Raw genomic sequence first — 22,557 nt, 5'->3', positions numbered from 1 at the left:
CGGTTCGGGCTGCTGCACGCCGGCCTCCGCGTCAGGCCGCCAGCGGCATGGCCGCCGACGCGGGTGCTGCGCCGCCCTGCTCGGCCCAGGCGGCCTCCAGCTCGATGCGCTTGATCTCCTCGACCGCGCCGTCCGCGCCGCCGCCGACCTTCTTGAGCTGCGCGCGCGCTAGGCGCTCCATGAGACGCAGATCGCGATCCTCCAGCTGCAGCGCGGCCTCGGCCCAGTCCTCGACGATGCCGCGCAGCGACTCCTCGGAGACCGGTGCCATGCGCCGGCGGGCCTTCAGCGCGGCGATCGTGCCGCGGTGCCGCCCATCGAGCGAGCGCAGGAACGCGCTCACTGCGGCCGGGCCCTCGCCATCTTCGACCACCTGGTCGACCACGCCCCTGGCGTGCAGCTCGTCGGCCGAGAACAGCTTGCCGCTCAGCACCATCTCGTTGGCCACCTGGAACCCCGCCTTCCGAGCGGTGAAGTTCCACGCGCCCATGCCGGGGAACAGGTTGAACAGCATCTCCGGGAAGCCGGCCTGCGCGCTGCGCTCGAAGATCACGTGCCCGAAGGGCAAGACGGACTCGAGGCCGCCGCCCAGCGCATCGCCCTGGACCAGCGCCGTGGTGTGGATGCCGCGGCCAGGGGCGGTCTCCAGCCACCAGACCAGGTCCAGGCACAGGTGGCCGTACATCTTCAGCGACTTGAGGTCCTTGGCGCGCACCAGCAGCGCGAACAGCGAGAGGTCGCCGCCGAAGTTGAAGACGCCGGCGACATCGGACACCAGCACGACGTTGCGGACCAGGCCGGGGAAGCTGTCCACGTACGCGAAGAACTTCTTGTACTCGGCCATCACCGCCAGGCTGTAGCACTGGATCGGCTTGACGTTCATGCGGACCGTGAGGGTGCGCTGCTGCGCGTCCCACTCGAACCGCAGGTACTTCAGGCGCGGCAGCCCGCCGCCGAAGACGTCGATCGGCGCGCCGCTCATGCCGCCGCCTTCTCGGCCGAGATCGCGAAGTGCTCGGCGTTGACCGCCGGCGCGCCGGAGATGTCACCTTCCTCCAGGTGCGCTTCCACCATGATGTGGGTCAGGTGGTTGAAGGTCAGCAGCACGGCTTCCTCGATCGCGTCCTTGGCTTCGTCGTCCTCGATCGTGTCCAGCACGGTCTTCAGGTCGGCCATGTGCTCCGCGTCGAGGGTGGCGTGGCTGCTGATGAACGAGACGCCGCGCTCGTCGTCGAGCAGCAGCGATTCCTTGACGGCCGAGGTCAGCGTGCCGCCGTACACCGAAGCGATCACCTCGAGTGCGTACAGCATGCCCAGCACGGACGCCGGATGCTTGCGGTCCGCGGCGTAGTAGTAGTAGCCGACCAGCGCCAGCGTGTAGTGCGAGGGGCGGTGGTTCAGCGCGATGTCGCGCGTCACGCCCATCTGCTCCAGGTCGGCGAGCACCCATTCCTCGTGGCCGCTCTCCTCGTGCATGTGCTCGTAGAGGAAGTAGCGCACCTGCTTGTGCGTGTCCTGCAGGCGGCTGGCGCCGGCGGCGCTCACGGTGTTGAAGTGCCAGACCACGTGGTACAGCTCGAGCAGCAGGCGGCGGTAGCGCTGCAGCGTCATGCCGTTCGCGGCGGCGTGGGTGACCACGGGATGAAGCTCGAACGCGCGGCGCGCTTCGTCGGTGCGGGAAACCAGGTCGAGGAAGAAGGGGATCAAGTTGAGGGTCCTTAGAGAGTTGGGTGAAGGTGAGGGTTACAGGCCGTCAGCGAGCGCAGCGCGCAGCGCCTCCGGCGAAGAGAAGATCGAGGCCGACGTGCGGCCGCGGTCGATGCAGCGAAGGCTCAGCGCCTGCACGATGTGCACCGGCACGGGAACAACATCCGGCGCATCGTGGTAGCCGGGCTTGAGGTCGGCGCGGCGATAGATTCCCGCCTCGTCGACGTAGGGCGTGTAGCCGGCGTTCTCGGCGCGCCAGAACTGGACGAAGCCGGTCGACCGGTGCGCGAAGCTGACCAGGTAGACGCCGGCGTCGGCTGCTTGCTCCGCCTGCGCATTGAGGGCGTGACAGATCAGCGAGGCCAGGCCGGCGTTCTCGGCCGTGGCCACGTGGCCGTGCGCATCTGCGATGTCGCTGTCGCCGTACACCGAGAACGGACCGCGGGGGCCGCCGGCCACCAGCGCGGCTCGGGGGCACTCGTACGGGATGTGGTGCGTGATCTCGCCCTCGATCGGGTCGAGCGTGTCCCGAGCCTTCCAGTCGGCAGCCTCGTACCAGATGCCGTCATCCAGCACCGCCAGGAGCGCACTGATCTGCGGGTCGTGATCGGGGTACGGGGTCTCGATGCGCAGCCAGGCGCTGGAGATACCCTCGGGCGGCGCGCCTTCGCGCCAATGGGTGTTCGTGTGCATCTCAGTCGTCCTTGACGTCGTCCATCCACGTCTCGCGACGAACGCGCTCAGTCCAGCGCTTCAGTCGCTGGGAGGCCTTGCCGCACCACAGGCAGGTTCGCCGCGTGCCGCGTGCGTTCACGCTCCAGCGGGTGTCGTCACCCACGAAGTAGGAGGTGTGCGTCGCGTCGATGGCGCAACGACCGTCGGTGACGTAGCGCTGCCAGAAGTCAGCCACCTCGGTCAGTTGAGAAGCGAGGCCGGCATGGGCGAACGACTCCTCGGCGGAGCCGTTGCACAGCACGCCGAGAAGGCGGGCGCCGGTGAACCACGCATGGCCGCCGTCCGGCTGGTCGATCTCGCCGATCCACAGCACGCCATCGGCGCCACGGTAGACGCGGCTGTGAGTGCGCCGGCGCGGCCGGCGGCGGTCGCTCAGCCACGCGTACAGGTTCGGGCTGAACTTCGAGTGAATCGGGCGCACGGCCTGGATGTCCAGACCGTTGAGTGCTTCGGTAGCGTTCATGAGGCGAGCGGGGGCGAAAGGTCGAGCAGCACGCGGCCGTCGCTCTCGCGGTAGGCGTGCCTCGGGAACTGCTCACGCCAGGCCACGAGTTCAGCCACGGAGGACAGCGCAGCGAGTTCGGTGAGGCGATGGACCACTTGGAGCGCGTTCGCGCCCTCGGGAAGTTGGAGCGCCACCAATTTCGCTGCCTCCCGCAGCGTCGGCCCGGGTTCGGAGCCGTGGGTCAGCCAGGTGACGAGTTCGCCGGCGCAGGCGCCGATGTGCTCGCGAATGAAGGTCCGCGCCGCGTCGAGCGCCGGCGGCAGAGGCACCGATCTGCCGCGGGCCGTGGATCCGACGGCGCCGACCATCACAGGCCGGCACCACGCAGCAACTGGGAGACGGACTTCAGCTCCGCGACGATGCGGTCGACGTCTTCGGCGTCTTCGTCCCGCGTGAACTTTGCAGCCGCCTCTTCAGCCAACCGCAGCGAGGACTCGACGCCGGAAGCGACCTCACGCAACCACGCCATCGTGGCGGCCGCCGGCAGCGCCTCGGGCCCCTGGGATGCAGCGAGTTGGCGCTCCGGCGCTTGTGGTTTCGAATTCATGCTGCGCAGTTTATCGGCCTGTGTTATCCAAGTCAACTTCGGATGCTGCTGCCGTATGCGCACGTGTTGGGTATGAGTTATCATGAGGCGTAGCAAGCTCACCCCAACCACACCCCCCATGTTCAAGAACCTCTCCGTCTACCGAATCCAGGGCGACTGGCACCCGGCAATCGCCGAAGCCGAAGCGAGCCTGCAGAAGTTCCGTTTCGCAGAATGCGGCGCCACCCAGGCCATCTCGGCCGGCTGGGTCGAACCTCGCGGCGAGAAGCACGGCCCGCTCGTCGAGGCGGTCGGTGATCAGTGGATGCTCACCCTGTGCATCCAGACCAAGCTGCTGCCCGCCGGCGTCATCAAGCAGCACGTCGACGCACGCATCGAGCAGATCAAGCAGCGCGAGGCGCGCCGACCGGGCAAGAAGGAGGTCCGGGAGATCAAGGAAGCGGTCATCCTCGAACTGCTGCCCAAGGCCTTCTCGAAGAAGGAACACATCTCGGTCTGGATCGACCGCAAGAACAAGCTCGTGGCGATCGACACCGCGAGCCAGTCGAAGTGCGACACGGCCACGTCCGCGCTGGTCAAGACGCTGGACGGCCTGGCCATCGGGCTGATCCAGACCCAGATGTCGCCGGGCACCTGCATGTCTCAGTGGCTCATGGACGGCGAGGCGCCGGACGGTTTCGGCGTCGAGCGCGAGTGCGAGCTCAAGTCGAGCGACGAGAGCCGCAGCGCGGTGAAGTATTCGCGCCACGTGCTGGACATCGACGAGGTCAAGCAGCACCTGACGCATGGCAAGACGCCCACCCAGCTGGCCATGACCTGGACCGACAGGGTCTCTTTCACCCTCACCGACGCAATGGCCCTGAAGAAGGTCACCTTCCTCGAGACCCCGCTCATGAAGAAGAAGGCCGGCGGAGACGATCCGTTCGACGCGAACGCGGCCATCGTCACCGGCGAGCTGAGTCAGCTCATCCCGCAGCTGATCGAAGCGCTGGGCGGCGAACTGGAGTTCACCGGCGAGTCGGGCGAAGGCGCCCGCGAGGCCAAGAGCGAAGAGCGCGAGCAGGAGACGGCCGAGGCATGAGCCTTCTGCCCGCGCGCGGCCGCATGATCACCCTGTCGGCGCTGGACGGCGCCGGCAAGTCGACGCAGGTGCAAACCGTGGTCGAGCGGCTGCGCGACTACTACGGCATCGAGGTGGTGGTCACCCGCGAGCCCGGCGGCTCACCGGTGGCCGAGCGGCTGCGCGAGCTGGTGCTGCACGGCGACGTGATCGACCCGGTGGCCGAGATGATGATCTTCTTCGCCGCGCGCCAGGATCACCTGGCCCAGGTCATCCGCCCTGCCCTGCAGGCCGGCCGCTGGGTGGTCTGCGATCGCTTCGTGGACTGCTCGTGGGCGTACCAGGTGCGCGGTCGCGGCCTGGCGCGGGCAGAGTTCGAAGCGTTGGAGAAGATGGTCCTGCGCGGGTGGAGGCCGGACCTGACGTTCCTGCTGGACATCGAGCCCGTCGTGGCAGCGGCGCGCCGGCGGGGCCGCGGCGCCGAGGCTGACCGGTTCGAGCGCCAGGATCTGGAGTTCTTCGGCCGAGTGCGCCAGGGCTACTTCGAGCGCATGGTCGCGGACCCCGAGCGGTTCCGGGTGATCGACGCGGCCGTCGCGCCGGGAGTCGTGCGCAAAGAGGTGATCGCACACCTGGACGAGTTCGTCAGGTCGACCTTGAGAGAAACCGCGCGGCTCGAGCGCGCCGCCTGAGAGAAGATCGATCAGCAACGAAGGGGCCCGCGGGCCCCTTTCCTCATTCCGAGGTCGGCAGGATCGGACGCTTCAGCGCGTCCGTGCTGCAGGCCAGGCAGCGGCACTCCAGGCCGGCGGCCGTGCGCGCGCAGCGCACGAGCGACTGCAGGTTTGTCGGCTTGCGCTGGTCGGGCAGGAAGCTGAACTGGACGAACGGCTGGCCGCACGACGGGCAGCGACCGAGGAAGCCGAATAGCAGCGACGCGAGGAAGAACGGAAGGCACAGCGTCAGCGCGGCGACCAAGAGCACCGACAACACGCTGTAGCGCGCGAACACCTGCTCCACCATCGGGCTCACGCACGCCGCGGCGATCGCGACGAACAGGCCGACCAGCAGGCTGACCGAGGAGACATAGAAGGTCGAGGCCACACGGCCGAATGCGACAAAACGACTGGGCTTCACGACGGCGGTCCTCGATCCTGATGCAGAGTTCGCTTGAGCACCAGCAATCTACACGTGATCACGCGCGCCGCACACCCCGCATGCTGTGCTGCTTGCAGGTGGAATGCGCAATCCACATCAGCGGCTATCGCGCCCCTTTCGGGATGACGGAGGCCTGCAGCAGCGCCTGGCGCACGTCGTCGAGCTTGGCATACGCGATGGTGTCCTCGTCCAGCGCGCCGGCCGCGCGCATCGCGGCGACGAAGCGCTCCCAGAGAAGGTCGAACGACGCGGGCTCCACCAGGTGACGGTCGCGTGAAGAGATCGTGGCCATCGCAGACTCCTTGTCGCTCAGGGAAAAGAAAAGCCGCCCAGTCGATGTGACATGGGCGGCTGAGGGTTAGCGCTGGGCCGTGTAGATCCCGGTCGAGGTGATCGCCTCGTACCAGTCGCGACAGTAGCAGTTGCCAGTGACACCACGCTCACGAACTTCGCGCACGCGGATCATAGTGATCTGCATGCGCTCGGCGAGCTCGCGGATCGAGATGTCGTTCTGGCGCATCAGGCGGCGGATCTGTTCGCCGCTGAAGCTCTGCCACTCGTGGTGGCGTTCGGCCGGGATGGTCAAGGCGCCTTCGGAGACCAGCGAGCGCTCGATGGCGTCCGAGGCCAGCTTCCAGCTGTCCTGGTCCTTCACGGGGTTCAGCACATCGAGCACCGGCTTGATCCGGCGCGCCAGCGAAGCGGCCAGCTCCGGGATGGTGATCGTCTCGACCTCCTTCCCTTGCGCGGTGGCCTTCTGCTCGGCGAGCGTCTCGCGCAGACGGTTGTAGTAGCGCCCGGCGATGCGGAACATGTTCGCCCGCAGGACGGACTCGATCATCTGCACCGGGGTGCGGTTCCAGTCGATGACGGCTGCAGTCTGCTCCATGGCTCAGCCCTTCTCGGGGTGGCCGGCCCAGCCAGCGGGGTCGTCCTGGGGGACGTCGCTGAAGGGGCACGTGGCGTCGGTGCACAGGCCGTCGGCCAGTGCGCTGCCGCAACGCTGGCACTTGCCGGGCGCGAGGACCTGGCTGAGCACGCGGTTGAAGTCGACGATCTGGACGTCGCCGTTGCGCAGCACGTCGACCACCGGGTTGGCGATCTCGCCCACCTGGTCGGCCAGTTCCGCGGCGAGCTGCAGCGCGGCGGCCTGCTCGATGCCGCAACCGTGCTTGGCCGCGGTCGCGCGCAGGTAGTCCGCATCGTCTTCCGCCGTCGTGCGCAGGAAGATCACGAGGTAGGTCGGCTGCGTGGTCACGATGACCTGGAAGCGGCCCTCGGCGCCGTTGTCGTAGCCCTGCTGCAGCGCGGCAGCGAGGGCCTCGATCGGGCCTCGCGCGGGGACTTCCGCAGTGATCAGGTAGCTGAATTGGTCCATGTTTCCATTCTCCTTGGGTTGATGCGGCTTGCGGCCGCGGGGTCTAGGCCCTGGGGAGATGGCGAACACAGGGCGCTACCAGCGCCGCCAGCGGCTCAGCCGCAGTTGCAGTGCTGTTCGGACAGCGTGGCCGGATCGCTTTCCGCGAGCGCGTGCCGCACGTGCGACTTGGCGGCCAGGCCGCGCGGCGTGACGAGATCGAGGTCCAGGACGCGGTCGCAAGCCTGGCGAGCGGCATTCAGCTTCCCGCAGAGTTCCTCGACCAGAAGCTGAGCGTTGATCAGCGGATCTGGATGCAGTTCGGGAAGGTCGGTGGGGACGTAGACTGAAATGGGCATAGGAGTTCCAGTAGGGTTAGCCGCTGCGCCGAACGAGCAGATCGACAGCGTCACGCCAGTGCATCTCGCGCTTCGAGATCGGGTCGATCCAGCGCAGACAGGCCGGCTCGTCGACCGGCTCCCAGCGCGCGCGCAGCAGCACGACCTGCGTGTGCGCCGGGCTCTGCTCGGCGAATGGCGATCCTGGAGCGCTGGTGTCGGTCATGTGGTGCCTCATGCGGCTAGGCGGTTGCGATTGGGTAGGGCGAGCTGTGAAGGGCGAATGCTCAGGTCGACGTCCAGCTTGAGTGTGCCGAGAGCCTGGGAGAGCCGGCAGGCCTCGGCGCCAGCGCGCAGCCGCTCGCCGATCTTGCCGGGCATCTCGGCCGCGGCAGCCAGCACTCCGTCCAGGTCGCCGTGCTGCGCGAGCAGTTTGGCGGCTGTCTTGGGGCCGACGCCGGCCACGCCGGGGACGGACTTCTTCTCCTCGCCGACCAGGCCGATGTAGGCGGACACCTGCGCCGGCGTGATCCCGATCTGGCTGGCCAGCCAGGTCTCGTCGCGCCACTCGCGCGCGAAGTGGTTGTAGACCCGCACATTCGCGGAAAGCAGAGCGCACATGTCCACGTCGTTCGACACGATCACGACCTCGAAGCCACGGGCGGCCGCGCGATGCGCGATGGTCCCGATCACGTCATCGGCCTCCACGCCCGGCGGGGAGACCCAGCTGAAGCCGAGTGACTCCATGTCGCGGTAAAGGCGCGGCAGCGCTGCGCGCAGGCCTTCGTACATAGGCTTGCGGGTGGACTTGTAGGTTGGCAGCAGCTGATGGCGCCATGTCGGGCCGCCATCGTCGAAGGCGGCCAGGAAGTGCGTCGGCAGGTGCTCGCCGAGCGCGCGCTTGATCGAGTGCATGCTCGCCGTGATCGCGCCATCCACGCGAGCCGGTCCGTCATCCCCCGGGACAGCCTCATACACGCGTCTGACGACGCTCGTACCGTCCAGGAGAAGGAGTTTGGGTCGCGTGGACATCTTCCGCCTGGCGCGGGATCAGCCGATCTGGGCGCCGGCCCAGTCGAGGAATGCCGAGCGGCCCAGGGCGCCAGACTTGGCGGCCGCCTGCTTGCCGCCACGGAAGACGATGAACGTCGGAACGCCGCGCAGACCGTACTTCGGCATCAGGCCATCGTCGGCTTCGATGTTCACCTTGACCACCTCGGCGCGGCCCGCGAAGGCCTCCGCGGCGGCGTCGACCGTCGGCGCCATCATCTTGCACGGCTGGCACCAGTCGGCGAAGAAATCTGCGACGACCGGCTTGCCGGAGGCGATGAGCTGCTCGAGCTCGGCTGGAGTGACGATCTTGGCCATGACAGGTCCTCAAGTGGTTGTGTGTTCGGGGGCCGCCGGCGGCGCCGAGTCTGGCGCCTTCATCCGGTCGGGGTGCGCGTATGCGAAACGCGCGAAGTCGGCGACGCGCTGGCACACCGCGTCTCGGTGCTCACCAGGCTCCAGGACGCAGGCGTAGGCCTCCAGGGCCTCGCGCGCGTGCACGTCGCGCGCGCGGAAGATGAAGACGGGCTCGTCGGCCGGGATCGCCTCACCGGTCTCGCGGTTGACGATCGCGCCGTCGACGGCTCGGTACTTCGGGTCTTGCGCCAGGTCCATCGAGGCGCCTCAGACCAGGGCGGCGTCCTGAGCCTCCAGCCGGAACGACTCCGGCCCGGGGCACAGGTTGTGCACCTGCTCGTAGGGGATGATGATTCCGTGCACGCCCAGGCCCGCACGCACATGCCCCATCGAGGGAACGAACACCGTGTAGGTCGCCTGCGGCAGGTCGATGGAGACGATCTCGCCGGAGACGGTCGCGCCGCGGTAGATGAACGAGACGGCTTCGCCGACTTCGCGCAGAGGCTTGATCCCGCGCTGGGTCACCCACTCGGCGATGGCCGCTCGATGTGCGGTGCTGCGGTAGCTGTCGCTTTCCAGCAGTCGTTCGAGCAGATGGTCGTCGACGTCCCACCCGTCGCCTTCCAGCGCGCGGGCCAGGGAGAAGCCGCTGTACGAGGAGCGCATCGCGCGCGCCATGCTCGCGACCGACTCGGCGTCGCACTGGCCGCTGCCGACGTCGGCGCACAGCAGATGCGCAGCCAGGGTCAGGACCGCGGCGCTTTCGCGGCCGGGCCGGCCTGCATCGAAGGTCTGGGACTGCATGTTCACTGGGTCGACTGGATGACCACGGGGTAGGCGTACTCGCGGCCGATCAGCGCACGCGCGCCGAGGTAGCTGTTGCGGGCCTTGTCGCTGAGCGAGTCGAGGTCGATCTGACCGTCCTCGCCGCAGGGGAACGCAAGCCCGCGTCCTTCGTTGAACAAGCTCCGAAACCGTAGTTCGTAGCAGCCTTGGGAAGTCGCGGGCATTGCCATGGATCAGCCTTTCAGGATGTCCGCCAGGAGCCTGTCCAGCGCCCGGTCGCTCAGGGTGAACGGGACGCCGGGCCGGAACGCGGCAGGCAGCTCGAGATCACGCTCGGGCTCCGCGGCCGCCACCACGCCGAGCCGCGGCTCGCTCGTATTGGTTTGTGTGCTCATGGCGTGTATGATACATAACACGTGTCGATACCGCAAGAGCATCCAAACAGAAAGCGAGCATGAAAGGAACGATCTACAAGAGATTTCACCGAGGCGTCCGGCTGGAGAAGCTGGAGCGCGTCGGCGACGGTGACTTCAACCTTCTGCCCGGGCCGCCGCTGTCGGGCCGGGCGGAAAACGACGCCACCTTCCACATGCCCGGTGGTGCCGGGAGCGCGATGAGCGAGGCCCGCGTGGTCACCGTAGCCGGCTTCGGGATGCTCGTGGCAGGGCTCGAGCGGATCCGCGCCGGAAAGGAGTTCGCCCACGTCCAGCAGGAATGGTGGTTCGCGCCGCAAGGCCACGACGACATTCCGCCCGAGGCCTGCCGATGATCTCCACAGCGGCAGAACTGGAGGCCATCTGGGGCGCACTGGGGGGCGAGGAAGCGCAGGCGTGCCTCTTCTGCGGCCAGCCCGAGCACGCCGAACTGCACGAGGTCTGGGGGCCACGCGAGTTCATGGTCGACACCTGTTGCGAGGGCATGCACCAGGCCGTGGTGGAGTTCCTCAACGAAGACCCGAAGGGCGCGGCGCGCTGGCTCAACGAGCAGGGGCTGGCCGCGATCTCCACCGGCGGCGCGCGGCGCATCATCGACGACGGCTGCGGCCACCTGGTCATCGACTGGAACCTGCAGATGGTCTCGGTGGAACAACGCGACGCGAAGGCGTTCGTGCGCGCGCACCACAGGCACTGCCCTCCTCCGGCAGGCTGGAAGTTCGGCGGCGCGATCCGCAACGGGCCTGGCGACGACGGCGTGATCGGCGTCGTGATGGTCGGCCGTCCGGTGGCAAAGGCCATCAACCAGACCAAGGTCATGGAGGTCAACCGCCTGTGCATCCGCGAGGACATCGCGGACGGGCTGCAGTGGAACGCGTGCTCGCTCGCCTACGGATGGGCGGCGCGCGAGGCCAAGCGGAGAGGCGCGCATCGGATCATCACGTACACCCTGGTGACGGAGCCCGGCACGAGCCTGCGCGCGGCCGGGTGGATCCCAGAGGCGCGCGTGCGCGGCCGCAGCTGGAACACGCCGTCTCGGCCCCGCGAGGACCGCATGGAGATCGTCGACAAGATCCGCTGGAGTCGCACGCTGGTGCGAGGCGGCCCCGAGACCCCTCTCCCCGTCGACATCGACTCGCTGCTCGAGAAGTTCCGTACCCCGCGCCGGCGCGCTCCTGCAGCCGAAGATGCAGCGACAAAGAAGAAAGCCCCGCAGGTGACCGAAGTCACGAGCGGGGCGATGGGTTAGGCCAAGGTCACAGCCAGGCCAGGACCTCGCCGAGCTGGCGCGCAGCGGGGTCGTTCGCGTCGAAGGCGATCATCGGCTCCTCGTAGCCGTTGAAGCCGGCGTTCTCCTTGGCCAGCTCGTAGTGCTCACCGTTCTCGACCTGATCCTCGGTGCATTCCGGGGCGCAGGTGTGGAACTCGGGCGCGCCCTCGCTGTTGCGGCAGAGGACGATGACCTTGACAGGGCGGGTTTCGCCGCCGCCAGTGCCTTTCGAGCCCCACATCCGGCCATTCGAGTCGATGGCGAAGGCATCGATGACACGGTCGGTGTCGGCCTGGAAGCTGACCACGAAGGTCAGTCGCGTGGTGTCGCTGGAAGGGGCGTCGTCGTCGGTGCGGACGAACACCGGACGGCTCCACTCGCTGCCGGGCGTGACACGCTCCCAGCCGCCGGCGTCTTCGACTTCGACGCCCTGGCCGAAGTTGTAGCTCGAGTAGGCCTTGTCGGCCACCTCTTGTCGTTTCGAATCCATGGGATCTCCTTGGGTTGGTGCGGCGGTGCCGCGTTGAAGTACCAGGCGAGATGCCGCACATGGAACTGCATGCGCACAAAGAAGGCGGCCCGGCTCCACGAGGGAGGCCGGGCCGAGGGGTTGGTCGACGCGAGTCAGGGTGTCTTCGGGTCCATGCGGCAGAGCCTGCCGTCACTGCCTTCGCCGAACTCGATGCGCAGAGTGGCGGGCACGGGCTCGATCACCGAGGTGGAATCGCACTTCTCGCACTGGGTCACGAGCTTCATCACGAAGTCGGTTTCGTACGAGAAGACGCGGAACAGGCCGTGGCCGCAGTTGCCACAGGCCATCGCCTTGACGGGGAGCTGAGATTGGAGGGGCATGCCGTTCCTCCTCAGTGGCCCGCGTGCCGGTGCGCGAACTCCGGGTGCTGCAAGCGCCCGGGCGTGAACCGGCCAGACCACAGGTAGCCGTGGTCCTTCACCGTCTTGCGGATGCGGAGCTTCTGGGAAGCGCCCTCGCGCGCCTGGTGCACCTCGCAGTGATGCTGCTCGACCGCCAGAAGGAACTCGATGTCCTTCTGGGCGACCACGAGCTTCTCGGCGAGGCGCCGACGGCCGGCAATCTGCTGGCCAACGAGAGCGGCGCAGATGGCCGCGATCGCCGCCGTGACGATGCTGCCGACGGCGCTGATGAGTGCCGCCTGGACCGCGGGGTCCTGGAGGTTGAGTTGGATCATGTGGATCTCCTGAAAGGGTTGTCGGGACCACGGGAGATGCGCAACAGACACTGCGAGCCAGGCGACGCGGCAATGAAAAGAGCCCGCCTCCGAAGAGGGCGGGCTCGATGGGGTTAGGCCTGGCAGGCCGGCAGGACGATGCGCTCGACGAAGCTGTCGATCACAGCCTGGTACTTGATGGCGTTCAAGGCGCTGAGCTCCTCGGCAAAGAACAGGACCCGCTCGAAGCGGTCGTTGGTGGCGGCCGTGGCCTCCTCCAGCTGCGTTTCGGTCAGCGCCTTGTCGATCACGACGCCCAGGTATAGGCGGCCGTTGATCAGCATGCCGCCGCGGGTGACCTGGAACGGGCGACGGTTGAAGCCGGCGCCAGCTCGGGACTGGTGAGCATTCATGGTGAATCTCCCCTTCAGGCGGCCTGGAACTCGACCGAGCCGGTGCGCTTGAGCACTTCCATCGGGTCGGTGATCGCGTAGTTCGGGTACCACCAGAGGCGGCCGTCGATCTCGCGCTCGCCGTCGTCGCGGACGGTCATGTGCTCGGCGATGCACGGCGCGCTGGTCAGCCCGACGAACGGGTTGGCCTGGCCGGCGTCGAAGGGCTCGAACGAACCGTTGGTCCAGTAGTGCTCGGTACCGCCGTGCAGGATGTCGTCGCTGCCGCGGCCGAGCTGCTGCTCTTCCTTGATCCAGGCGCGGGCGGCGTTGTCCGCGCACACCTGCAGGTTGCCGTTGGGCATGGGGGTGATGGAGAACATGTAGTTCCTTCGGAAAAAGTGCGGCAAGCCGCGTTGTGGGTATGCCGAGATGCGGCACGGGCACAGGTAAGCGGCGCGGCAAAGAAGAGGGCCCGGTCTCAGAAGAGAGCCGGGCCACAGGGGGTTAGCGTCAGAGCGCTTCGGCGCAGCACACGCAGCGCAGCGCGCCGCTCGGGCTCACCACGTCGCATTCGCTGCAGCGGTCGCCGTTGATGCCGTCGAAGGCTTCGTCGGCGTCGTCATCGATCGCCTTGCCGGTCTTGATCAGCACCAGGTGCATGGCACCCACGCCCGTTCCCGAGGCCTTGAAGGCGCCCGGATCGATGCGGCGGATCGCCGCGTTGTTGTCCGCGAGGAACTTGCGGAAGGCCTGCTGCTTGCGCTGCGTGCCGTCGTCCCATGCCGTCGAGGTGAGCACCGTGAGGGTGCCGCCCGGCTTCAGGAACTTCCACATGTGCTCCACGTGCGTCATATCCAGCCCGCGCGTGAACGGCGGATTGGCCACGACGGCGTCGAACAGGCCGATCTCCTGCGGGGTCACCGTCAGGAAGTCGCGATCCATCACCTCGTAGCCCTTGGCTTCGAGCTTCAGGACGTTGACCGTCCAGTTTTCGATCACCACCACCTCGGCGCCTGCCGCCCGGGCAAGGTCTGCCAAGGCGCCGTCACCAGCGGAGGGTTCCAGAACTCGCTTCCCAGCGAGCGGGCCGGCTGCCGCGATCACGCTGAGCGCGAGCTCGGGCGGGGTCGCGAAAAATTGCTGGTCCTTCCGGGGGTTCACCACCTTGCCGCCCTTCAGCTGCTCGAGCACCTCGCCGGCGTTCAGGCCGGCCGGGAACTCGAAGTAGCCGCCGGCGTTGTAGGAACCGCCAGCCTTCTCGATGCGCGCCTTGATGCGCGCGTAGTGGCGCAGGTGCTGCTCGGGCAGTTGGATCCGATCACCGCTCAGGAGAAGGAGGTTGATCTCCTCCTGCTCGGTCATGGCCTTGCGGGCCAGCGCGAGCGGCGCGGGGGCGTTGCGGGCTGAGTCGGCCTGCTTGGCCTGCTCCATCAGCTGCGCGGCGAGCGCAATGCAGATCGCGGTCACCATCGACTTCGCCGGCCGTGCCATGAGGCGCGAGCCGATGATCTGCTGGTACTTGGCGTAGAGGCGGTACTCGTCGCCGTTGGCGATCTGGAACAGTTCCAGGTAGTACGAGCGATCGTCGACCTGGCTGTAGATCATGTTCTCGCCGATGGCGAGCTTCAGTTCCGGGAACAGGTCCACCGAGAAGCTGGGGCAGACGCTGTTGCGCTGCAGCTCCTTGTGGTCCAGACCGGCCAGCAGGTAGATCTGGGCACGGATCTCGTCGGAGACGCGCAGCCACAGGCGACCCTGCTGCCGCTTGTCATCCCAGCCACCGCCGCCAAGGCGGAGGTTGCCGAGGATGAGGGGGATTGCTTCGTCGGGCAGACACGCCACCGGACGTGCGAAAAGGTCAATCATTGGAGGCTCCTGAGAGAGCGGAGCCGTCACCCTTGGCGGGTGAGCGGCACCCGCGGGGTTGGGATAGGGAGTGCGGCCAGGGGCGGCCGCGGGGTCTTATCCCTCGGTGATGCTCGTCAGGAGCGCGTACGCGGCACTGCCGCGCGGATGCGGCGCGCCAGGCGCAGCATTGCGCTGCGCGTCGGGGCGGGGGTCTCGGTCAGCCCGTATTCGTGGTCGTAGTCCGCCTCGATCACCTTGATCAGCTCGGACATGCCGGCGGCGACGCCGATCAGGCGCTTGCCACGGGCCTCGATCCGGATGTCCAGCAGCAGGCCCGAGCTCTGGTAGTGCAGCACGGTCTCCTTGCACTGCGCCGGCGTCATCTCGACCTCGAGCAACGGCCCCGAGCGCGCCGGCAGCTTGCGGCGATAGTGAGCGAACGAGTAGGTGAAGGTGTTGGGCGCTTCGGCCTGCCGGCGCATGCGGTGGTGCTCGACGAAGGCGGAGCGATCGAACTCAGGGAAGTAGACGTCACCCTCGAAGTCCTCGTCGATCTCCGTCAGGAACAACTCGTCGGCTAGTGGCAGCGCCGCCTCGTAAAGACGCGCGCCGCCGATCACGAACGCGCGCCGCTCGGCCTGGACCAGCTCCAGCGCCGCCTCCAGAGAGGCGACGACGTCGACGCCCTTGGGCACGCCGCGCACGCCGCCGCGCGAGACGATGATGTTGCGCCGCCCGGGCAAGGGCCGGAAGCGGGCGGGGAGCGACTCCCAGGTCAGCCGCCCCATGATCACCGGCCAACCGCCGGTGGTCGACCGGAAGTGCGCCAGGTCCTCGGGCAGCCGCCACGGCAGGTCGTTGTTGCGACCGATCACGCCGTTGCGCGCACAGGCCGCGATGATCGCCAGGTCCATTGCGTCAGGCGCCGACGTTGGACGCCCACAGCGGCTGCTCGCACTTCGAGCAGTCGGCCAGCGTGGTCGTGGTCTTGTAGACGGTGCGGCGGTAGATGCCGCGATGGCCGCAGGCAATGCAGGCGTGCTCGCCATCGGGCCCCTGGGCGCCGGGCAGCGCGACGTACTCCTCGCGCTTCAGCCTCGGCGCGTCGTTGCCAGCGAAGAGCAGCGAGGCGAACAGGAGGAATCCGCAGATCAGGGCCGGCATGACGAACAGGAAGGAGCCATTGGTGAGGAATGCGGCTCCGGCGCCGAGCGCGGCGACTACGGCCATCGAGATGCGGAAGATGAGCCGCATGCGCGCGCGCGCCGCGGTCTTCACCTGGACCAGTTGAGCGTAGGCCGCGCGGCCCTCGGGACTACCTTGGTTGCGTTTCGTGTTCATGTGCGTGAGGAAGAATGGAGTTGGAGCGCGTGCCAGCGGAAGGCGGCAGCGCGCAGGGGTTCGGACATCGCCAGCTTCAGCGCCTCGCCGTGCGCAATGCCGGCGTCGCGCGCCAAGCGCGTGGCCAGCGCGCGCGTCTCGCCATCGGGCAGGACGCCGTCGGCGTCGAGCTGCTTCAGCTCGCCCAGCATCCGGCAGAGCTGCGCGTCGGTCAGCTGAGCGAACGTGCGCTGGACCGCGTTCATCGGCCGGAGACCACCAGGACCGGATCTCCGCCGCGCGAGACCAGCTTGCGGGCGCCGCCGCGGCCGAGGCGGCCAACGCTCAGCCTGAGCGTCGAAAGCCAGCCCCCTGAGGTCGACAGGGCCAGCGGGATGTTGCCGTGCTGCGCGCGCAGCGCGGTCGCCTGAGCGATGAGCCCATCGAGGTCCACCGGATAGCCGTCTGCGCCGGTGGCGGCGGGCGCGGCGCCGGAGGGGGTCGTTGTCTGCATGACTGGAATCATACATAATACGCACTGATAACGTCAAGGCTGGCGAAACGGATTCACCCCGTATCCTGTCACCCGACCAGGAACCCGCGGACGTACACGCGCACGCGCCAAAGCAGGTGCGCGGCGCCGCGCGCGGCCAGCCCGTAGTGCTCGCTCGCCTGCTCGTCGCAGAACAGGCTGTGCAGGGCCCTGTCGTGCCGCCGAGACACCAGCTGCGCGACCCACGCCAGGGCAGCGACCGGCATCACGCTGCGCGCTTGAGTTGCGCGGGACGCACCTTGCCGGAGTCGCCGAGAGCCGCCGCGATGAACGCCTTGAACAGCGGGTGGCCGCCCCAGGGCGTCGACTTGAACTCGGGGTGGAACTGCACGCCGACGAACCACGGGTGCACCGCCTGCGGCAGCTCGACGATCTCCGTCAGCTTCTCGCGCTGGGTGATGGCGCTGATCACCAGGCCGGCGTCGCGCAGGCGCTGCAGGTAGTGCTCGTTGGCCTCGTAGCGATGGCGGTGGCGCTCGGTCACCACGTCGCCGTAGATGCTGTGCGCGATCGTGCCGGGCACGACGTCCGAGCTCTGGGCGCCCAGGCGCATCGTGCCGCCGAGGTCGGAGTTCGCGTCGCGCCGCTGGATCGTGCCGTCGCGGTCCTGCCACTCGTCGATCATGGCGATGACCGGGTGCGGCGTGTCCGGCTCGAACTCGGTGGAGTTGGCGCCGGCCAGGCCGGCCACGTGGCGCGCGTACTCGATCGTGGCCACCTGCATCCCCAGGCAGATTCCCAGGTACGGAATGCGCTGCTCGCGCGCGCGGCGCGCGGCCAGGATCTTGCCTTCGATGCCACGCTTGCCGAAGCCGCCGGGCACGAGGATCGCGTCGAAGGCGTCCAGCTGCGAGACGTTGTCCGGGCTCAGCGTCTCGGCGTCCACGTAGGTCACCTGCACGCCGGCGTTGTTGTGGATGCCGGCGTGGCGCAGGGCCTCGTTGAGCGACTTGTACGAGTCGGACAGCTCGGTGTACTTGCCCACCATCGCGATGCGCACCTGGCTGGCCGGCGTGGCCAGCGCCTGCACCAGGTTGTCCCAGCGGGTCAGATTGGCAGGCGGCGTCGGGATGCGCAGCTTGTCGCAGACCAGCGCGTCCAGGCCCTGCTCGTGCAGCACGCGCGGCACCTTGTAGATCGTGTCCACGTCCCAGACCGAGATCACGCCCCACTTCGCCACGTTGGTGAACAGGGAGATCTTGGCGCACTCCTCGGCCGGCACGCGGCGGTCGGCCCGGCACAGCAGCGCGTCGGGCTGGATGCCGATCTCGCGCAGCTTCTGCACCGTGTGCTGGGTCGGCTTGGTCTTGAGCTCGCCGGCGGCCGCGATCCAGGGGACGTAGGTCAGGTGAACGAACGCGCTGTTGTTCGGGCCCAGGTGCAGGCTCAGCTGGCGCACCGCCTCGAGGAACGGCAGCGACTCGATGTCGCCGACGGTGCCGCCGATCTCGACGATCGCCACGTCCACCGCGTCGGGCGTGCCGAAACCGGCTCCCCGCTTGACGAACTCCTGGATCTCGTTGGTCACGTGCGGGATCACCTGGACGGTCTTGCCCAGGTAGTCGCCGCGGCGCTCCTTCTCCAGGACGGTCTTGTAGACCTGGCCGGCGGTGAAGTTGTTCGCGCGGCGCATGCGCGTGTCGATGAAGCGCTCGTAGTGGCCCAGGTCCAGGTCGGTCTCGGCGCCGTCGTCGGTGACGAACACCTCGCCATGCTGGGTGGGCGACATGGTGCCCGGGTCGACGTTCAGGTATGGGTCGAGCTTGATGAGGGTGACCTTCAGGCCACGCGACTCCAGGAGCGCGGCCAGCGAGGCCGCGGCGACCCCCTTGCCGAGCGAGGAGACGACGCCCCCGGTGACGAATACGAACTTGGTCATGCTTGTGCCTGTGCAGGGAGGTTGTCGGAAATCGGTTCGGCGGCCGGGCGCGCGCTGGGTTGGGCGGCCGCGGCCATGCGCTGCTGCGCCTGGATCGATGTCCAGTGCATGCGGCGGTTGAGTTCGAGAAGCACCGACAACTCGTCGGACTCCTTCTCGACAAGGCCCAGCTCGGTGCGGCGCTTGGCCATCTGGGTGTCGAATGCCGCGCGGCGCGCGGCGAGGCTTTCGGGCGTGCTGCGCCCGTCGGGCGTCAGCGCGGCGTACAGCGCCAGCAGGCCCTCCAGCTGATCCACGGACAGCTCTGTCACCGAGCGCTTCATGCCGCCGCCCCCTGTTCGGTGGGAGCGACGCTGTCGCGCAACTGGGTGCGCCAGCGGGAGAGCAGGCTCTTGGCGACGCCGGAATCACGCGCCACCTGGTCGACGGTGCAGCCCGGGCGGAAGGTCTCCCTGACGAGAGCGAGTTTCTCGCTCCGTGAACGCGGTGCGCGGGCGCGGCGGTTGGACTCGATGTAGCCGAGCAGCTGGCCCGAAGCCAGCGATCGGTGGCCCAGGTCCGTGACGGTCTGCGTATCCAGGTCGTACGCGCCACGTTCCGCGAGAACCCGCAGCACGCGGTGGTACTTCGGGTAGTGGGTGGCGCCATCGCGCAGTTGCGCCAGCACGCCGAGCAACATCCGCTGGCTGGCTTCCGTATGCGGCGCCGGCGAGCAACACGAGATCACGTGGCCGGAAGCGAGGTTGGACAGGACGCCTTCCTTGGGCGTTTCGGACCCGCAGGCGCAGTACGCCCTGAAGCGGTAGCTCCGACTCGCGCCCGTGGCCGGCAGCACGTCCGCAACGGTGAGCCAGCCGAACACGCGACCGACAAACCGCTCGCGCGCGGCGGCCATGCGCTTCTCGAAGATCTTGTCCGGAACCAGGCACCCGCAGCTCTGCGTCTCGTTGTACAGCAGCGCGTACTCCAGGACGGCGCGCTCGGTGCCGCAGTCGCAGCGGCAGTTCCAGCGATACGCCAGGGCGCGATCGCCGCCGGCATCGCTTTGCACCAGCCAGCGGCCGTACTTCTCGCCCGGCTTGATGCGGCGTGCGCCGCGGGGGCGTCCTGCGCTCGCGGGGGGCCGCTCTTCGGCGGCTCGGGGAGTTGGGGGATTCGACATCAGGTTCATTCAGAAGAAAGACAGTTGGGGTGACGCAGCCGCGGCAACGGGCGCGAGGTCGGCGGTCTCGAGCACTTGCTCCGGAGCAACGCCATCACCGAACAGAAGAAGGGCCTTGAGGACGAAGGCATGCCCCATCGGGCGCGTCTCGTCGAGGAGCACGGCGCGCAACGGCACGCCGGCGCTGTCGTGGTCGTAGCCATCGAAGTCGAAGAGCGCCACGTCCTGGCCGCCGGCGACCAGCTCGCGCAGACGCGCGAAAGCAGCCGTCTCGCGCACCGCGTCGCGGTACAGCGGCCAATAGGCGCGCAGGCGCCCGGGGACGTAGGCCAGCTTCTCGCCGTGCCACCAGAGGTAGGCCGGCTTCGCGCCCTTGCCGCGCGGGTAGCGCACAGGTCGGTCGTTGCGCCAGCCGGCCTTCGCCCAGGTCCAGTAGGCCTCGGTCGGGTTGCCGTCGGCGCCGACCTGATCGGGCCAGACCTTCGAGAACTGCCAGGCGTTCTCCATGCGGCGCGCCTCGTGGCCGCCACTGACGCGACAGGGGCCGAGGTGGAAAGGGGACAGCTCTGTCGTCCACTCGGACGCGGAGTGGCTGGTCGTGTTGATCAGCAGCGTCGACGCCGGCAGGCGGCCACGATCGCGCGGTCCGACGATGCGGATGGAGCCCGGCGCCGTCATACCCGCACCAGTCGGTAGTCGGCGAATGCACGAGACTCCGCCTCGGTCATGATGACGCCGGAGCCGATCAGCAGGGATCGCCGCCCCATCTGGGCGCTCGGGCTGCCCACGCGCATGCCGACACCCCGCAGGATGAAGGCGTCGGCCGCGTCGGCGTAGTTCGTCATGAGCTGGAAGTGTTCGGCTTCGAGCCGGCCGGCGGCGCGCGCGTCGAGCGTGCGCAGGTGGAAGAGTTCGGCGCTCAGCCGCTCGTGCTCCGCGTGCCCGCCGACGAACACCAGTCCGCTGGGGCGGTCGTACACCAGCGGCCGGATGCGCTCGAGATCGGGGCGTTCGGCGACGAAGTCGGCCCACAGGTACGGGCGCCTCTCGTGCTGGCGCAACAAGTAGCGCACGACGTAGCGCTCCAGGCCCTCGGGATCGGCGGCGCGCAGGGACTCGGGCGCAGCCCGCACCAGCGCTTCGACGGCAGGATCCGCGTCGTACATCAAGCCGCCTTCGCTTCCGCCGGCGGCGCCAGCAGGCCCTGGTCGATCGCCGCCTGGCGCACCTGCACCATGTCGTCGCCATAGGCCCACGGGTCACCGCCGCTGTACCAGGACGGCCACGGGCCGAGCGAGTGCGCGGGCAGGTATTGCCCCGTGCGGATGTGGTCGCGCAGCGCGCGAACCAGGTCGCGCAGCGTGCCGCCGTGCGAGAAGCCGCTCCAGCGGCCCTCGTGGTGCGTGTAGATCCGCTTCTGGCTGTAGTCGTCGACGAACCAGACGTGTCCGCGTGCGTCGACCTCCATCCTGGCGCGCCGCTCGTCATGCCGGAAGAAGCGGCGGCCGCAGTCACCGACCACCGCGAGGAATGCGTTGACCTTCTCGGCCCGCTCTCTCTTGCTCAGCATGCCTGGGCCTCCGCCGCCGGCACGCGCCGGTTCCACTGGGCGAGCGACTGCTCGTCGTCGTCGATGCGGCGACCGCGCAACAGGCAGCCATCGGGCAGCATCAGGCTGCCGGGGTGGCGCCACTGCTGGCCGTCACCAGTGCGCTCGAGCTCGGCGCCGCAGAACGGGCAAGGCGAAGGATGCGCGTGCGTCATGCCGCACCTCCGGAGGCCGGGCGCGCCGGCGCGATCTCGATTGCGACGGGGCCGTGACGCATGTCGCCGGTCATCCGGCCGTCCAGCGCCGCGCGGTCCGCGCGGTTCAAGTTGTGCCACTTCGCGATCTCGAAGTCGCCATAGAGCAAGCCGCGCGGCATGCCGCGCTCCATGATGCCCACCGAGATGCCGCGCTCGGCGCACCAGGCCTCGGCCGCGTTCGAGGCGGCGAAGTCGCCCTTCTGCTCGAAAACTACTCGTTCCATAGCCGTACCCATCAACGCAGCGCAGAGGGGCCGAGAAGGCTGCTCTTGCGGAACTTGCTGCGCCACCTGTAGAGCGTGGTGATGGAGATGCCGACCTTGGCCGCGAACTCGGCATGGAGAACCTCACCTCGGTAGCTGCTCAAGACGATGGCGAGTCTCTGCTCGTCCGTCCAGTCCTTCCGAGGTGCGGCGACCGGCAAGCTGGAGAACTTGCCCGTAGCCAAGCACTTGCGACCGTGGTTGGTGACGGCCCCGGTGCGCTTGTGGAGAGCGCCACGCTCGGTGAGCAGCTTCACGGCCCGGTAGTTGCGCGGGTAGTGCGTTGCTCCTTCATGAATCTGGCGCAGGACGTCGAGCAAGAGGGTGTTCTTGGACTGCATGCTGAACCGCGGCGAACAGCACGTACTCACCCAGCCGGACAGCAGGCTGGCCGTGTTCCCGATCTTGAAGTTGGGAGCGCCGCATGCGCACGAGGCGACGAAGCGAAAGTTGCGATCGTTGCCGGCAGGAGGCAGGATCTCTGTCACGGTGAGCCAGCCCCAGGTCTTGCCGACGAAGCGCTCGCGCGCCGCCGCGAGGCGGCGCTTGTACATGTTCTCGAAGCCGATACAGCCGCAGCTGCGAACATTGCCGTAGATGAGGGAATACTCGCTGCTCGCCGTCTCACCGCCGCACGCGCAGCGACACTTCCAGCGATAGGCCATGGCGCGATCGCCGCCGAGATCCTCGATCGCGGTCAGCAGTCCAAACACCTGCCCAAGCTGCACTCGGCGCTCTCTCTTGGGCGTCCTGCGCGCTTTCGGTCCGACCTCGTCAGAGGCGAAGGAGAGCGCACCGTTGACTTGACTGGAAGGGCCGTGCAAGTAGTCGCGCATCACG

General features: G+C 68.1%; 42 protein-coding genes. 4 read left to right on the top strand and 38 right to left on the bottom strand.

Annotated elements, in window-relative coordinates; all coding sequences use genetic code 11:
• Window positions 1–31: 31 nt before the first annotated feature.
• From MPE_RS20540 to MPE_RS20515, 6 genes are read right to left on the bottom strand one after another with little or no spacing between them, the layout of a single operon-like run.
• Window positions 32–982, bottom strand: coding sequence for a crotonase/enoyl-CoA hydratase family protein (locus tag MPE_RS20540; RefSeq protein WP_011831609.1), 951 nt, complete (start codon window positions 980–982; stop codon window positions 32–34).
• Window positions 979–1,707 (bottom strand): iron-containing redox enzyme family protein, encoded by a 729-nt coding sequence (locus MPE_RS20535; protein ID WP_011831608.1) that lies wholly within the window; start codon window positions 1,705–1,707, stop codon window positions 979–981. The genes MPE_RS20540 and MPE_RS20535 overlap by 4 nt, the downstream gene beginning before the upstream one ends.
• Before the next feature lie 36 nt (window positions 1,708–1,743).
• Window positions 1,744–2,400, bottom strand: a complete 657-nt coding sequence (locus tag MPE_RS20530) for a hypothetical protein (RefSeq protein ID WP_011831607.1) — start codon at window positions 2,398–2,400, stop codon at window positions 1,744–1,746.
• 1 nt (window position 2,401) lies between these two features.
• Window positions 2,402–2,905 carry a hypothetical protein gene (locus MPE_RS20525; RefSeq protein WP_011831606.1) on the bottom strand — a complete coding sequence of 168 codons (504 nt, stop codon included), beginning with the start codon at window positions 2,903–2,905 and terminating at the stop codon, window positions 2,402–2,404.
• The gene (locus MPE_RS20520) at window positions 2,902–3,255 is read right to left on the bottom strand and encodes a hypothetical protein (protein ID WP_011831605.1); all 354 of its coding nucleotides are present in this window, start codon (window positions 3,253–3,255) and stop codon (window positions 2,902–2,904) included. Before MPE_RS20520 ends, MPE_RS20525 begins: the two co-directional genes overlap by 4 nt.
• The gene (locus tag MPE_RS20515; RefSeq protein WP_049820952.1) at window positions 3,255–3,494 is read right to left on the bottom strand and encodes a hypothetical protein; all 240 of its coding nucleotides are present in this window, start codon (window positions 3,492–3,494) and stop codon (window positions 3,255–3,257) included. Before MPE_RS20515 ends, MPE_RS20520 begins: the two co-directional genes overlap by 1 nt.
• 118 nt (window positions 3,495–3,612) lie before the next feature.
• Between MPE_RS20515 and MPE_RS20510 the strand changes: the two genes are divergently transcribed.
• Together MPE_RS20510 and tmk are read left to right on the top strand one after the other, a co-directional pair.
• Window positions 3,613–4,575: a recombination-associated protein RdgC gene (locus MPE_RS20510; protein WP_112183018.1), complete on the top strand. Its 963-nt coding sequence runs from the start codon at window positions 3,613–3,615 to the stop codon at window positions 4,573–4,575.
• Complete coding sequence (gene tmk / locus MPE_RS20505) at window positions 4,572–5,246, top strand: dTMP kinase (protein ID WP_011831603.1); 675 nt, start codon at window positions 4,572–4,574, stop codon at window positions 5,244–5,246. The genes MPE_RS20510 and tmk overlap by 4 nt, the downstream gene beginning before the upstream one ends.
• 43 nt (window positions 5,247–5,289) lie before the next feature.
• On the opposite strand, the gene MPE_RS20500 is transcribed toward tmk, so the two are convergent.
• The 12 genes from MPE_RS20500 to MPE_RS24360 all read right to left on the bottom strand — a co-directional run bounded on the left by MPE_RS20500 (window position 5,290) and on the right by MPE_RS24360 (window position 9,995).
• The gene (locus MPE_RS20500) at window positions 5,290–5,691 is read right to left on the bottom strand and encodes a hypothetical protein (protein ID WP_011831602.1); all 402 of its coding nucleotides are present in this window, start codon (window positions 5,689–5,691) and stop codon (window positions 5,290–5,292) included.
• A gap of 124 nt (window positions 5,692–5,815) precedes the next feature.
• The gene (locus tag MPE_RS20495; RefSeq protein ID WP_011831601.1) at window positions 5,816–6,004 is read right to left on the bottom strand and encodes a hypothetical protein; all 189 of its coding nucleotides are present in this window, start codon (window positions 6,002–6,004) and stop codon (window positions 5,816–5,818) included.
• Between the two features lie 66 nt (window positions 6,005–6,070).
• Complete coding sequence (locus MPE_RS20490; RefSeq protein ID WP_011831600.1) at window positions 6,071–6,601, bottom strand: hypothetical protein; 531 nt, start codon at window positions 6,599–6,601, stop codon at window positions 6,071–6,073.
• 3 nt (window positions 6,602–6,604) lie between these two features.
• Entirely contained in the window at window positions 6,605–7,090 is a 486-nt protein-coding gene (locus MPE_RS20485; protein ID WP_011831599.1) for a hypothetical protein, read from the bottom strand.
• Between the two features lie 95 nt (window positions 7,091–7,185).
• Window positions 7,186–7,482 carry a hypothetical protein gene (locus tag MPE_RS20480; protein WP_148211111.1) on the bottom strand — a complete coding sequence of 99 codons (297 nt, stop codon included), beginning with the start codon at window positions 7,480–7,482 and terminating at the stop codon, window positions 7,186–7,188.
• A complete protein-coding gene (locus MPE_RS20475) occupies window positions 7,445–7,633 on the bottom strand; it encodes a hypothetical protein (RefSeq protein ID WP_041930376.1) in 189 nt (62 codons plus the stop codon). The genes MPE_RS20480 and MPE_RS20475 overlap by 38 nt, the downstream gene beginning before the upstream one ends.
• An 8-nt stretch (window positions 7,634–7,641) precedes the next feature.
• Window positions 7,642–8,439: a 5'-3' exonuclease gene (locus tag MPE_RS20470; RefSeq protein ID WP_011831597.1), complete on the bottom strand. Its 798-nt coding sequence runs from the start codon at window positions 8,437–8,439 to the stop codon at window positions 7,642–7,644.
• An 18-nt stretch (window positions 8,440–8,457) separates the two neighbouring features.
• On the bottom strand, window positions 8,458–8,775 hold the full coding sequence (locus MPE_RS20465) for a thioredoxin family protein (RefSeq protein ID WP_011831596.1): 318 nt from the start codon (window positions 8,773–8,775) through the stop codon (window positions 8,458–8,460).
• 9 nt (window positions 8,776–8,784) lie between these two features.
• Complete coding sequence (locus MPE_RS20460) at window positions 8,785–9,072, bottom strand: hypothetical protein (protein ID WP_011831595.1); 288 nt, start codon at window positions 9,070–9,072, stop codon at window positions 8,785–8,787.
• Window positions 9,073–9,081: 9 nt separating this feature from the next.
• Window positions 9,082–9,618, bottom strand: a complete 537-nt coding sequence (locus tag MPE_RS20455) for a hypothetical protein (protein ID WP_011831594.1) — start codon at window positions 9,616–9,618, stop codon at window positions 9,082–9,084.
• A 2-nt stretch (window positions 9,619–9,620) separates the two neighbouring features.
• Entirely contained in the window at window positions 9,621–9,779 is a 159-nt protein-coding gene (locus MPE_RS20450; protein ID WP_310733890.1) for a hypothetical protein, read from the bottom strand.
• 54 nt (window positions 9,780–9,833) lie between these two features.
• Window positions 9,834–9,995 (bottom strand): hypothetical protein, encoded by a 162-nt coding sequence (locus MPE_RS24360; RefSeq protein ID WP_158304640.1) that lies wholly within the window; start codon window positions 9,993–9,995, stop codon window positions 9,834–9,836.
• Window positions 9,996–10,054: 59 nt separating this feature from the next.
• Here MPE_RS24360 and MPE_RS20445 point away from each other — a divergent pair, with 59 nt between their 5' ends.
• Both MPE_RS20445 and MPE_RS24130 read left to right on the top strand, forming a co-directional pair.
• Window positions 10,055–10,369 carry a hypothetical protein gene (locus MPE_RS20445; protein WP_011831592.1) on the top strand — a complete coding sequence of 105 codons (315 nt, stop codon included), beginning with the start codon at window positions 10,055–10,057 and terminating at the stop codon, window positions 10,367–10,369.
• A complete protein-coding gene (locus tag MPE_RS24130; protein ID WP_049820950.1) occupies window positions 10,366–11,283 on the top strand; it encodes an XF1762 family protein in 918 nt (305 codons plus the stop codon). The genes MPE_RS20445 and MPE_RS24130 overlap by 4 nt, the downstream gene beginning before the upstream one ends.
• 7 nt (window positions 11,284–11,290) lie before the next feature.
• On the opposite strand, the gene MPE_RS23000 is transcribed toward MPE_RS24130, so the two are convergent.
• The 20 genes from MPE_RS23000 to MPE_RS20345 form a co-directional block, all read right to left on the bottom strand.
• Entirely contained in the window at window positions 11,291–11,794 is a 504-nt protein-coding gene (locus MPE_RS23000; protein WP_011831590.1) for a hypothetical protein, read from the bottom strand.
• A gap of 134 nt (window positions 11,795–11,928) precedes the next feature.
• Complete coding sequence (locus tag MPE_RS20430; RefSeq protein WP_011831589.1) at window positions 11,929–12,156, bottom strand: hypothetical protein; 228 nt, start codon at window positions 12,154–12,156, stop codon at window positions 11,929–11,931.
• 11 nt (window positions 12,157–12,167) lie between these two features.
• Window positions 12,168–12,512, bottom strand: a complete 345-nt coding sequence (locus tag MPE_RS20425) for a hypothetical protein (protein WP_011831588.1) — start codon at window positions 12,510–12,512, stop codon at window positions 12,168–12,170.
• 113 nt (window positions 12,513–12,625) lie between these two features.
• Complete coding sequence (locus MPE_RS20420; RefSeq protein WP_011831587.1) at window positions 12,626–12,904, bottom strand: hypothetical protein; 279 nt, start codon at window positions 12,902–12,904, stop codon at window positions 12,626–12,628.
• A gap of 14 nt (window positions 12,905–12,918) precedes the next feature.
• Window positions 12,919–13,266: a hypothetical protein gene (locus MPE_RS20415; protein WP_011831586.1), complete on the bottom strand. Its 348-nt coding sequence runs from the start codon at window positions 13,264–13,266 to the stop codon at window positions 12,919–12,921.
• A 130-nt stretch (window positions 13,267–13,396) separates the two neighbouring features.
• The gene (locus MPE_RS22995) at window positions 13,397–14,752 is read right to left on the bottom strand and encodes an SAM-dependent methyltransferase (protein WP_011831585.1); all 1,356 of its coding nucleotides are present in this window, start codon (window positions 14,750–14,752) and stop codon (window positions 13,397–13,399) included.
• Between the two features lie 116 nt (window positions 14,753–14,868).
• Window positions 14,869–15,648 carry a dihydrofolate reductase gene (locus MPE_RS23560; protein ID WP_011831584.1) on the bottom strand — a complete coding sequence of 260 codons (780 nt, stop codon included), beginning with the start codon at window positions 15,646–15,648 and terminating at the stop codon, window positions 14,869–14,871.
• Between the two features lie 4 nt (window positions 15,649–15,652).
• Window positions 15,653–16,075: a hypothetical protein gene (locus MPE_RS20400; protein ID WP_041930375.1), complete on the bottom strand. Its 423-nt coding sequence runs from the start codon at window positions 16,073–16,075 to the stop codon at window positions 15,653–15,655.
• The gene (locus MPE_RS20395) at window positions 16,072–16,320 is read right to left on the bottom strand and encodes a hypothetical protein (RefSeq protein WP_011831583.1); all 249 of its coding nucleotides are present in this window, start codon (window positions 16,318–16,320) and stop codon (window positions 16,072–16,074) included. The genes MPE_RS20400 and MPE_RS20395 overlap by 4 nt, the downstream gene beginning before the upstream one ends.
• A complete protein-coding gene (locus MPE_RS20390) occupies window positions 16,317–16,568 on the bottom strand; it encodes a hypothetical protein (protein ID WP_041930374.1) in 252 nt (83 codons plus the stop codon). The genes MPE_RS20395 and MPE_RS20390 overlap by 4 nt, the downstream gene beginning before the upstream one ends.
• A gap of 68 nt (window positions 16,569–16,636) precedes the next feature.
• The gene (locus MPE_RS24355; RefSeq protein WP_158304639.1) at window positions 16,637–16,813 is read right to left on the bottom strand and encodes a hypothetical protein; all 177 of its coding nucleotides are present in this window, start codon (window positions 16,811–16,813) and stop codon (window positions 16,637–16,639) included.
• Window positions 16,813–18,486 (bottom strand): CTP synthase, encoded by a 1,674-nt coding sequence (pyrG, locus tag MPE_RS20385; protein ID WP_011831581.1) that lies wholly within the window; start codon window positions 18,484–18,486, stop codon window positions 16,813–16,815. Before pyrG ends, MPE_RS24355 begins: the two co-directional genes overlap by 1 nt.
• On the bottom strand, window positions 18,483–18,809 hold the full coding sequence (locus tag MPE_RS20380) for a hypothetical protein (RefSeq protein ID WP_041930373.1): 327 nt from the start codon (window positions 18,807–18,809) through the stop codon (window positions 18,483–18,485). Before MPE_RS20380 ends, pyrG begins: the two co-directional genes overlap by 4 nt.
• Window positions 18,806–19,657: a transposase gene (locus MPE_RS20375; protein ID WP_011831580.1), complete on the bottom strand. Its 852-nt coding sequence runs from the start codon at window positions 19,655–19,657 to the stop codon at window positions 18,806–18,808. Before MPE_RS20375 ends, MPE_RS20380 begins: the two co-directional genes overlap by 4 nt.
• On the bottom strand, window positions 19,658–20,326 hold the full coding sequence (locus MPE_RS20370) for a hypothetical protein (protein ID WP_049820949.1): 669 nt from the start codon (window positions 20,324–20,326) through the stop codon (window positions 19,658–19,660).
• On the bottom strand, window positions 20,323–20,814 hold the full coding sequence (locus tag MPE_RS24125; protein ID WP_041930372.1) for a hypothetical protein: 492 nt from the start codon (window positions 20,812–20,814) through the stop codon (window positions 20,323–20,325). Before MPE_RS24125 ends, MPE_RS20370 begins: the two co-directional genes overlap by 4 nt.
• Window positions 20,814–21,218 (bottom strand): YoqU family phage-derived protein, encoded by a 405-nt coding sequence (locus tag MPE_RS20360; protein WP_011831578.1) that lies wholly within the window; start codon window positions 21,216–21,218, stop codon window positions 20,814–20,816. The genes MPE_RS24125 and MPE_RS20360 overlap by 1 nt, the downstream gene beginning before the upstream one ends.
• Entirely contained in the window at window positions 21,212–21,412 is a 201-nt protein-coding gene (locus MPE_RS20355; protein ID WP_011831577.1) for a hypothetical protein, read from the bottom strand. The genes MPE_RS20360 and MPE_RS20355 overlap by 7 nt, the downstream gene beginning before the upstream one ends.
• A complete protein-coding gene (locus tag MPE_RS20350) occupies window positions 21,409–21,678 on the bottom strand; it encodes a hypothetical protein (protein WP_011831576.1) in 270 nt (89 codons plus the stop codon). The genes MPE_RS20355 and MPE_RS20350 overlap by 4 nt, the downstream gene beginning before the upstream one ends.
• An 11-nt stretch (window positions 21,679–21,689) precedes the next feature.
• Window positions 21,690–22,553, bottom strand: a complete 864-nt coding sequence (locus tag MPE_RS20345; protein WP_011831575.1) for a transposase — start codon at window positions 22,551–22,553, stop codon at window positions 21,690–21,692.
• Between the last annotated feature and the right edge of the window lie 4 nt (window positions 22,554–22,557).

Source organism: Methylibium petroleiphilum PM1 (genome assembly GCF_000015725.1).
GTDB classification, from domain to species: Bacteria; Pseudomonadota; Gammaproteobacteria; order Burkholderiales; family Burkholderiaceae_C; genus Methylibium; species Methylibium petroleiphilum.
The sequence above is the reverse complement of the archived record's forward strand: the minus strand, read 5'-3'. Positions and strand labels throughout refer to the sequence as shown.

What these genes read in the sequence shown, in the direction of transcription:
- MPE_RS20540 (WP_011831609.1), bottom strand. Translation starts at nt 982, where the DNA reads ATGAGCGGCGCGCCGATCGACGTCTTCGGCGGCGGGCTGCCGCGCCTG.
- MPE_RS20530 (WP_011831607.1), bottom strand. Translation starts at nt 2,400, where the DNA reads ATGCACACGAACACCCATTGGCGCGAAGGCGCGCCGCCCGAGGGTATC.
- MPE_RS20525 (WP_011831606.1), bottom strand. Translation starts at nt 2,905, where the DNA reads ATGAACGCTACCGAAGCACTCAACGGTCTGGACATCCAGGCCGTGCGC.
- MPE_RS20520 (WP_011831605.1), bottom strand. Translation starts at nt 3,255, where the DNA reads ATGGTCGGCGCCGTCGGATCCACGGCCCGCGGCAGATCGGTGCCTCTG.
- MPE_RS20515 (WP_049820952.1), bottom strand. Translation starts at nt 3,494, where the DNA reads ATGAATTCGAAACCACAAGCGCCGGAGCGCCAACTCGCTGCATCCCAG.
- MPE_RS20510 (WP_112183018.1), top strand. Translation starts at nt 3,613, where the DNA reads ATGTTCAAGAACCTCTCCGTCTACCGAATCCAGGGCGACTGGCACCCG.
- tmk (WP_011831603.1), top strand. Translation starts at nt 4,572, where the DNA reads ATGAGCCTTCTGCCCGCGCGCGGCCGCATGATCACCCTGTCGGCGCTG.
- MPE_RS20495 (WP_011831601.1), bottom strand. Translation starts at nt 6,004, where the DNA reads ATGGCCACGATCTCTTCACGCGACCGTCACCTGGTGGAGCCCGCGTCG.
- MPE_RS20490 (WP_011831600.1), bottom strand. Translation starts at nt 6,601, where the DNA reads ATGGAGCAGACTGCAGCCGTCATCGACTGGAACCGCACCCCGGTGCAG.
- MPE_RS20485 (WP_011831599.1), bottom strand. Translation starts at nt 7,090, where the DNA reads ATGGACCAATTCAGCTACCTGATCACTGCGGAAGTCCCCGCGCGAGGC.
- MPE_RS20475 (WP_041930376.1), bottom strand. Translation starts at nt 7,633, where the DNA reads ATGACCGACACCAGCGCTCCAGGATCGCCATTCGCCGAGCAGAGCCCG.
- MPE_RS20470 (WP_011831597.1), bottom strand. Translation starts at nt 8,439, where the DNA reads ATGTCCACGCGACCCAAACTCCTTCTCCTGGACGGTACGAGCGTCGTC.
- MPE_RS20465 (WP_011831596.1), bottom strand. Translation starts at nt 8,775, where the DNA reads ATGGCCAAGATCGTCACTCCAGCCGAGCTCGAGCAGCTCATCGCCTCC.
- MPE_RS20460 (WP_011831595.1), bottom strand. Translation starts at nt 9,072, where the DNA reads ATGGACCTGGCGCAAGACCCGAAGTACCGAGCCGTCGACGGCGCGATC.
- MPE_RS20455 (WP_011831594.1), bottom strand. Translation starts at nt 9,618, where the DNA reads ATGCAGTCCCAGACCTTCGATGCAGGCCGGCCCGGCCGCGAAAGCGCC.
- MPE_RS24360 (WP_158304640.1), bottom strand. Translation starts at nt 9,995, where the DNA reads ATGAGCACACAAACCAATACGAGCGAGCCGCGGCTCGGCGTGGTGGCG.
- MPE_RS20445 (WP_011831592.1), top strand. Translation starts at nt 10,055, where the DNA reads ATGAAAGGAACGATCTACAAGAGATTTCACCGAGGCGTCCGGCTGGAG.
- MPE_RS24130 (WP_049820950.1), top strand. Translation starts at nt 10,366, where the DNA reads ATGATCTCCACAGCGGCAGAACTGGAGGCCATCTGGGGCGCACTGGGG.
- MPE_RS23000 (WP_011831590.1), bottom strand. Translation starts at nt 11,794, where the DNA reads ATGGATTCGAAACGACAAGAGGTGGCCGACAAGGCCTACTCGAGCTAC.
- MPE_RS20430 (WP_011831589.1), bottom strand. Translation starts at nt 12,156, where the DNA reads ATGCCCCTCCAATCTCAGCTCCCCGTCAAGGCGATGGCCTGTGGCAAC.
- MPE_RS20425 (WP_011831588.1), bottom strand. Translation starts at nt 12,512, where the DNA reads ATGATCCAACTCAACCTCCAGGACCCCGCGGTCCAGGCGGCACTCATC.
- MPE_RS20420 (WP_011831587.1), bottom strand. Translation starts at nt 12,904, where the DNA reads ATGAATGCTCACCAGTCCCGAGCTGGCGCCGGCTTCAACCGTCGCCCG.
- MPE_RS20415 (WP_011831586.1), bottom strand. Translation starts at nt 13,266, where the DNA reads ATGTTCTCCATCACCCCCATGCCCAACGGCAACCTGCAGGTGTGCGCG.
- MPE_RS22995 (WP_011831585.1), bottom strand. Translation starts at nt 14,752, where the DNA reads ATGATTGACCTTTTCGCACGTCCGGTGGCGTGTCTGCCCGACGAAGCA.
- MPE_RS23560 (WP_011831584.1), bottom strand. Translation starts at nt 15,648, where the DNA reads ATGGACCTGGCGATCATCGCGGCCTGTGCGCGCAACGGCGTGATCGGT.
- MPE_RS20400 (WP_041930375.1), bottom strand. Translation starts at nt 16,075, where the DNA reads ATGAACACGAAACGCAACCAAGGTAGTCCCGAGGGCCGCGCGGCCTAC.
- MPE_RS20395 (WP_011831583.1), bottom strand. Translation starts at nt 16,320, where the DNA reads ATGAACGCGGTCCAGCGCACGTTCGCTCAGCTGACCGACGCGCAGCTC.
- MPE_RS20390 (WP_041930374.1), bottom strand. Translation starts at nt 16,568, where the DNA reads ATGCAGACAACGACCCCCTCCGGCGCCGCGCCCGCCGCCACCGGCGCA.
- MPE_RS24355 (WP_158304639.1), bottom strand. Translation starts at nt 16,813, where the DNA reads ATGCCGGTCGCTGCCCTGGCGTGGGTCGCGCAGCTGGTGTCTCGGCGG.
- pyrG (WP_011831581.1), bottom strand. Translation starts at nt 18,486, where the DNA reads ATGACCAAGTTCGTATTCGTCACCGGGGGCGTCGTCTCCTCGCTCGGC.
- MPE_RS20380 (WP_041930373.1), bottom strand. Translation starts at nt 18,809, where the DNA reads ATGAAGCGCTCGGTGACAGAGCTGTCCGTGGATCAGCTGGAGGGCCTG.
- MPE_RS20375 (WP_011831580.1), bottom strand. Translation starts at nt 19,657, where the DNA reads ATGAACCTGATGTCGAATCCCCCAACTCCCCGAGCCGCCGAAGAGCGG.
- MPE_RS20370 (WP_049820949.1), bottom strand. Translation starts at nt 20,326, where the DNA reads ATGACGGCGCCGGGCTCCATCCGCATCGTCGGACCGCGCGATCGTGGC.
- MPE_RS24125 (WP_041930372.1), bottom strand. Translation starts at nt 20,814, where the DNA reads ATGTACGACGCGGATCCTGCCGTCGAAGCGCTGGTGCGGGCTGCGCCC.
- MPE_RS20360 (WP_011831578.1), bottom strand. Translation starts at nt 21,218, where the DNA reads ATGCTGAGCAAGAGAGAGCGGGCCGAGAAGGTCAACGCATTCCTCGCG.
- MPE_RS20355 (WP_011831577.1), bottom strand. Translation starts at nt 21,412, where the DNA reads ATGACGCACGCGCATCCTTCGCCTTGCCCGTTCTGCGGCGCCGAGCTC.
- MPE_RS20350 (WP_011831576.1), bottom strand. Translation starts at nt 21,678, where the DNA reads ATGGAACGAGTAGTTTTCGAGCAGAAGGGCGACTTCGCCGCCTCGAAC.
- MPE_RS20345 (WP_011831575.1), bottom strand. Translation starts at nt 22,553, where the DNA reads ATGCGCGACTACTTGCACGGCCCTTCCAGTCAAGTCAACGGTGCGCTC.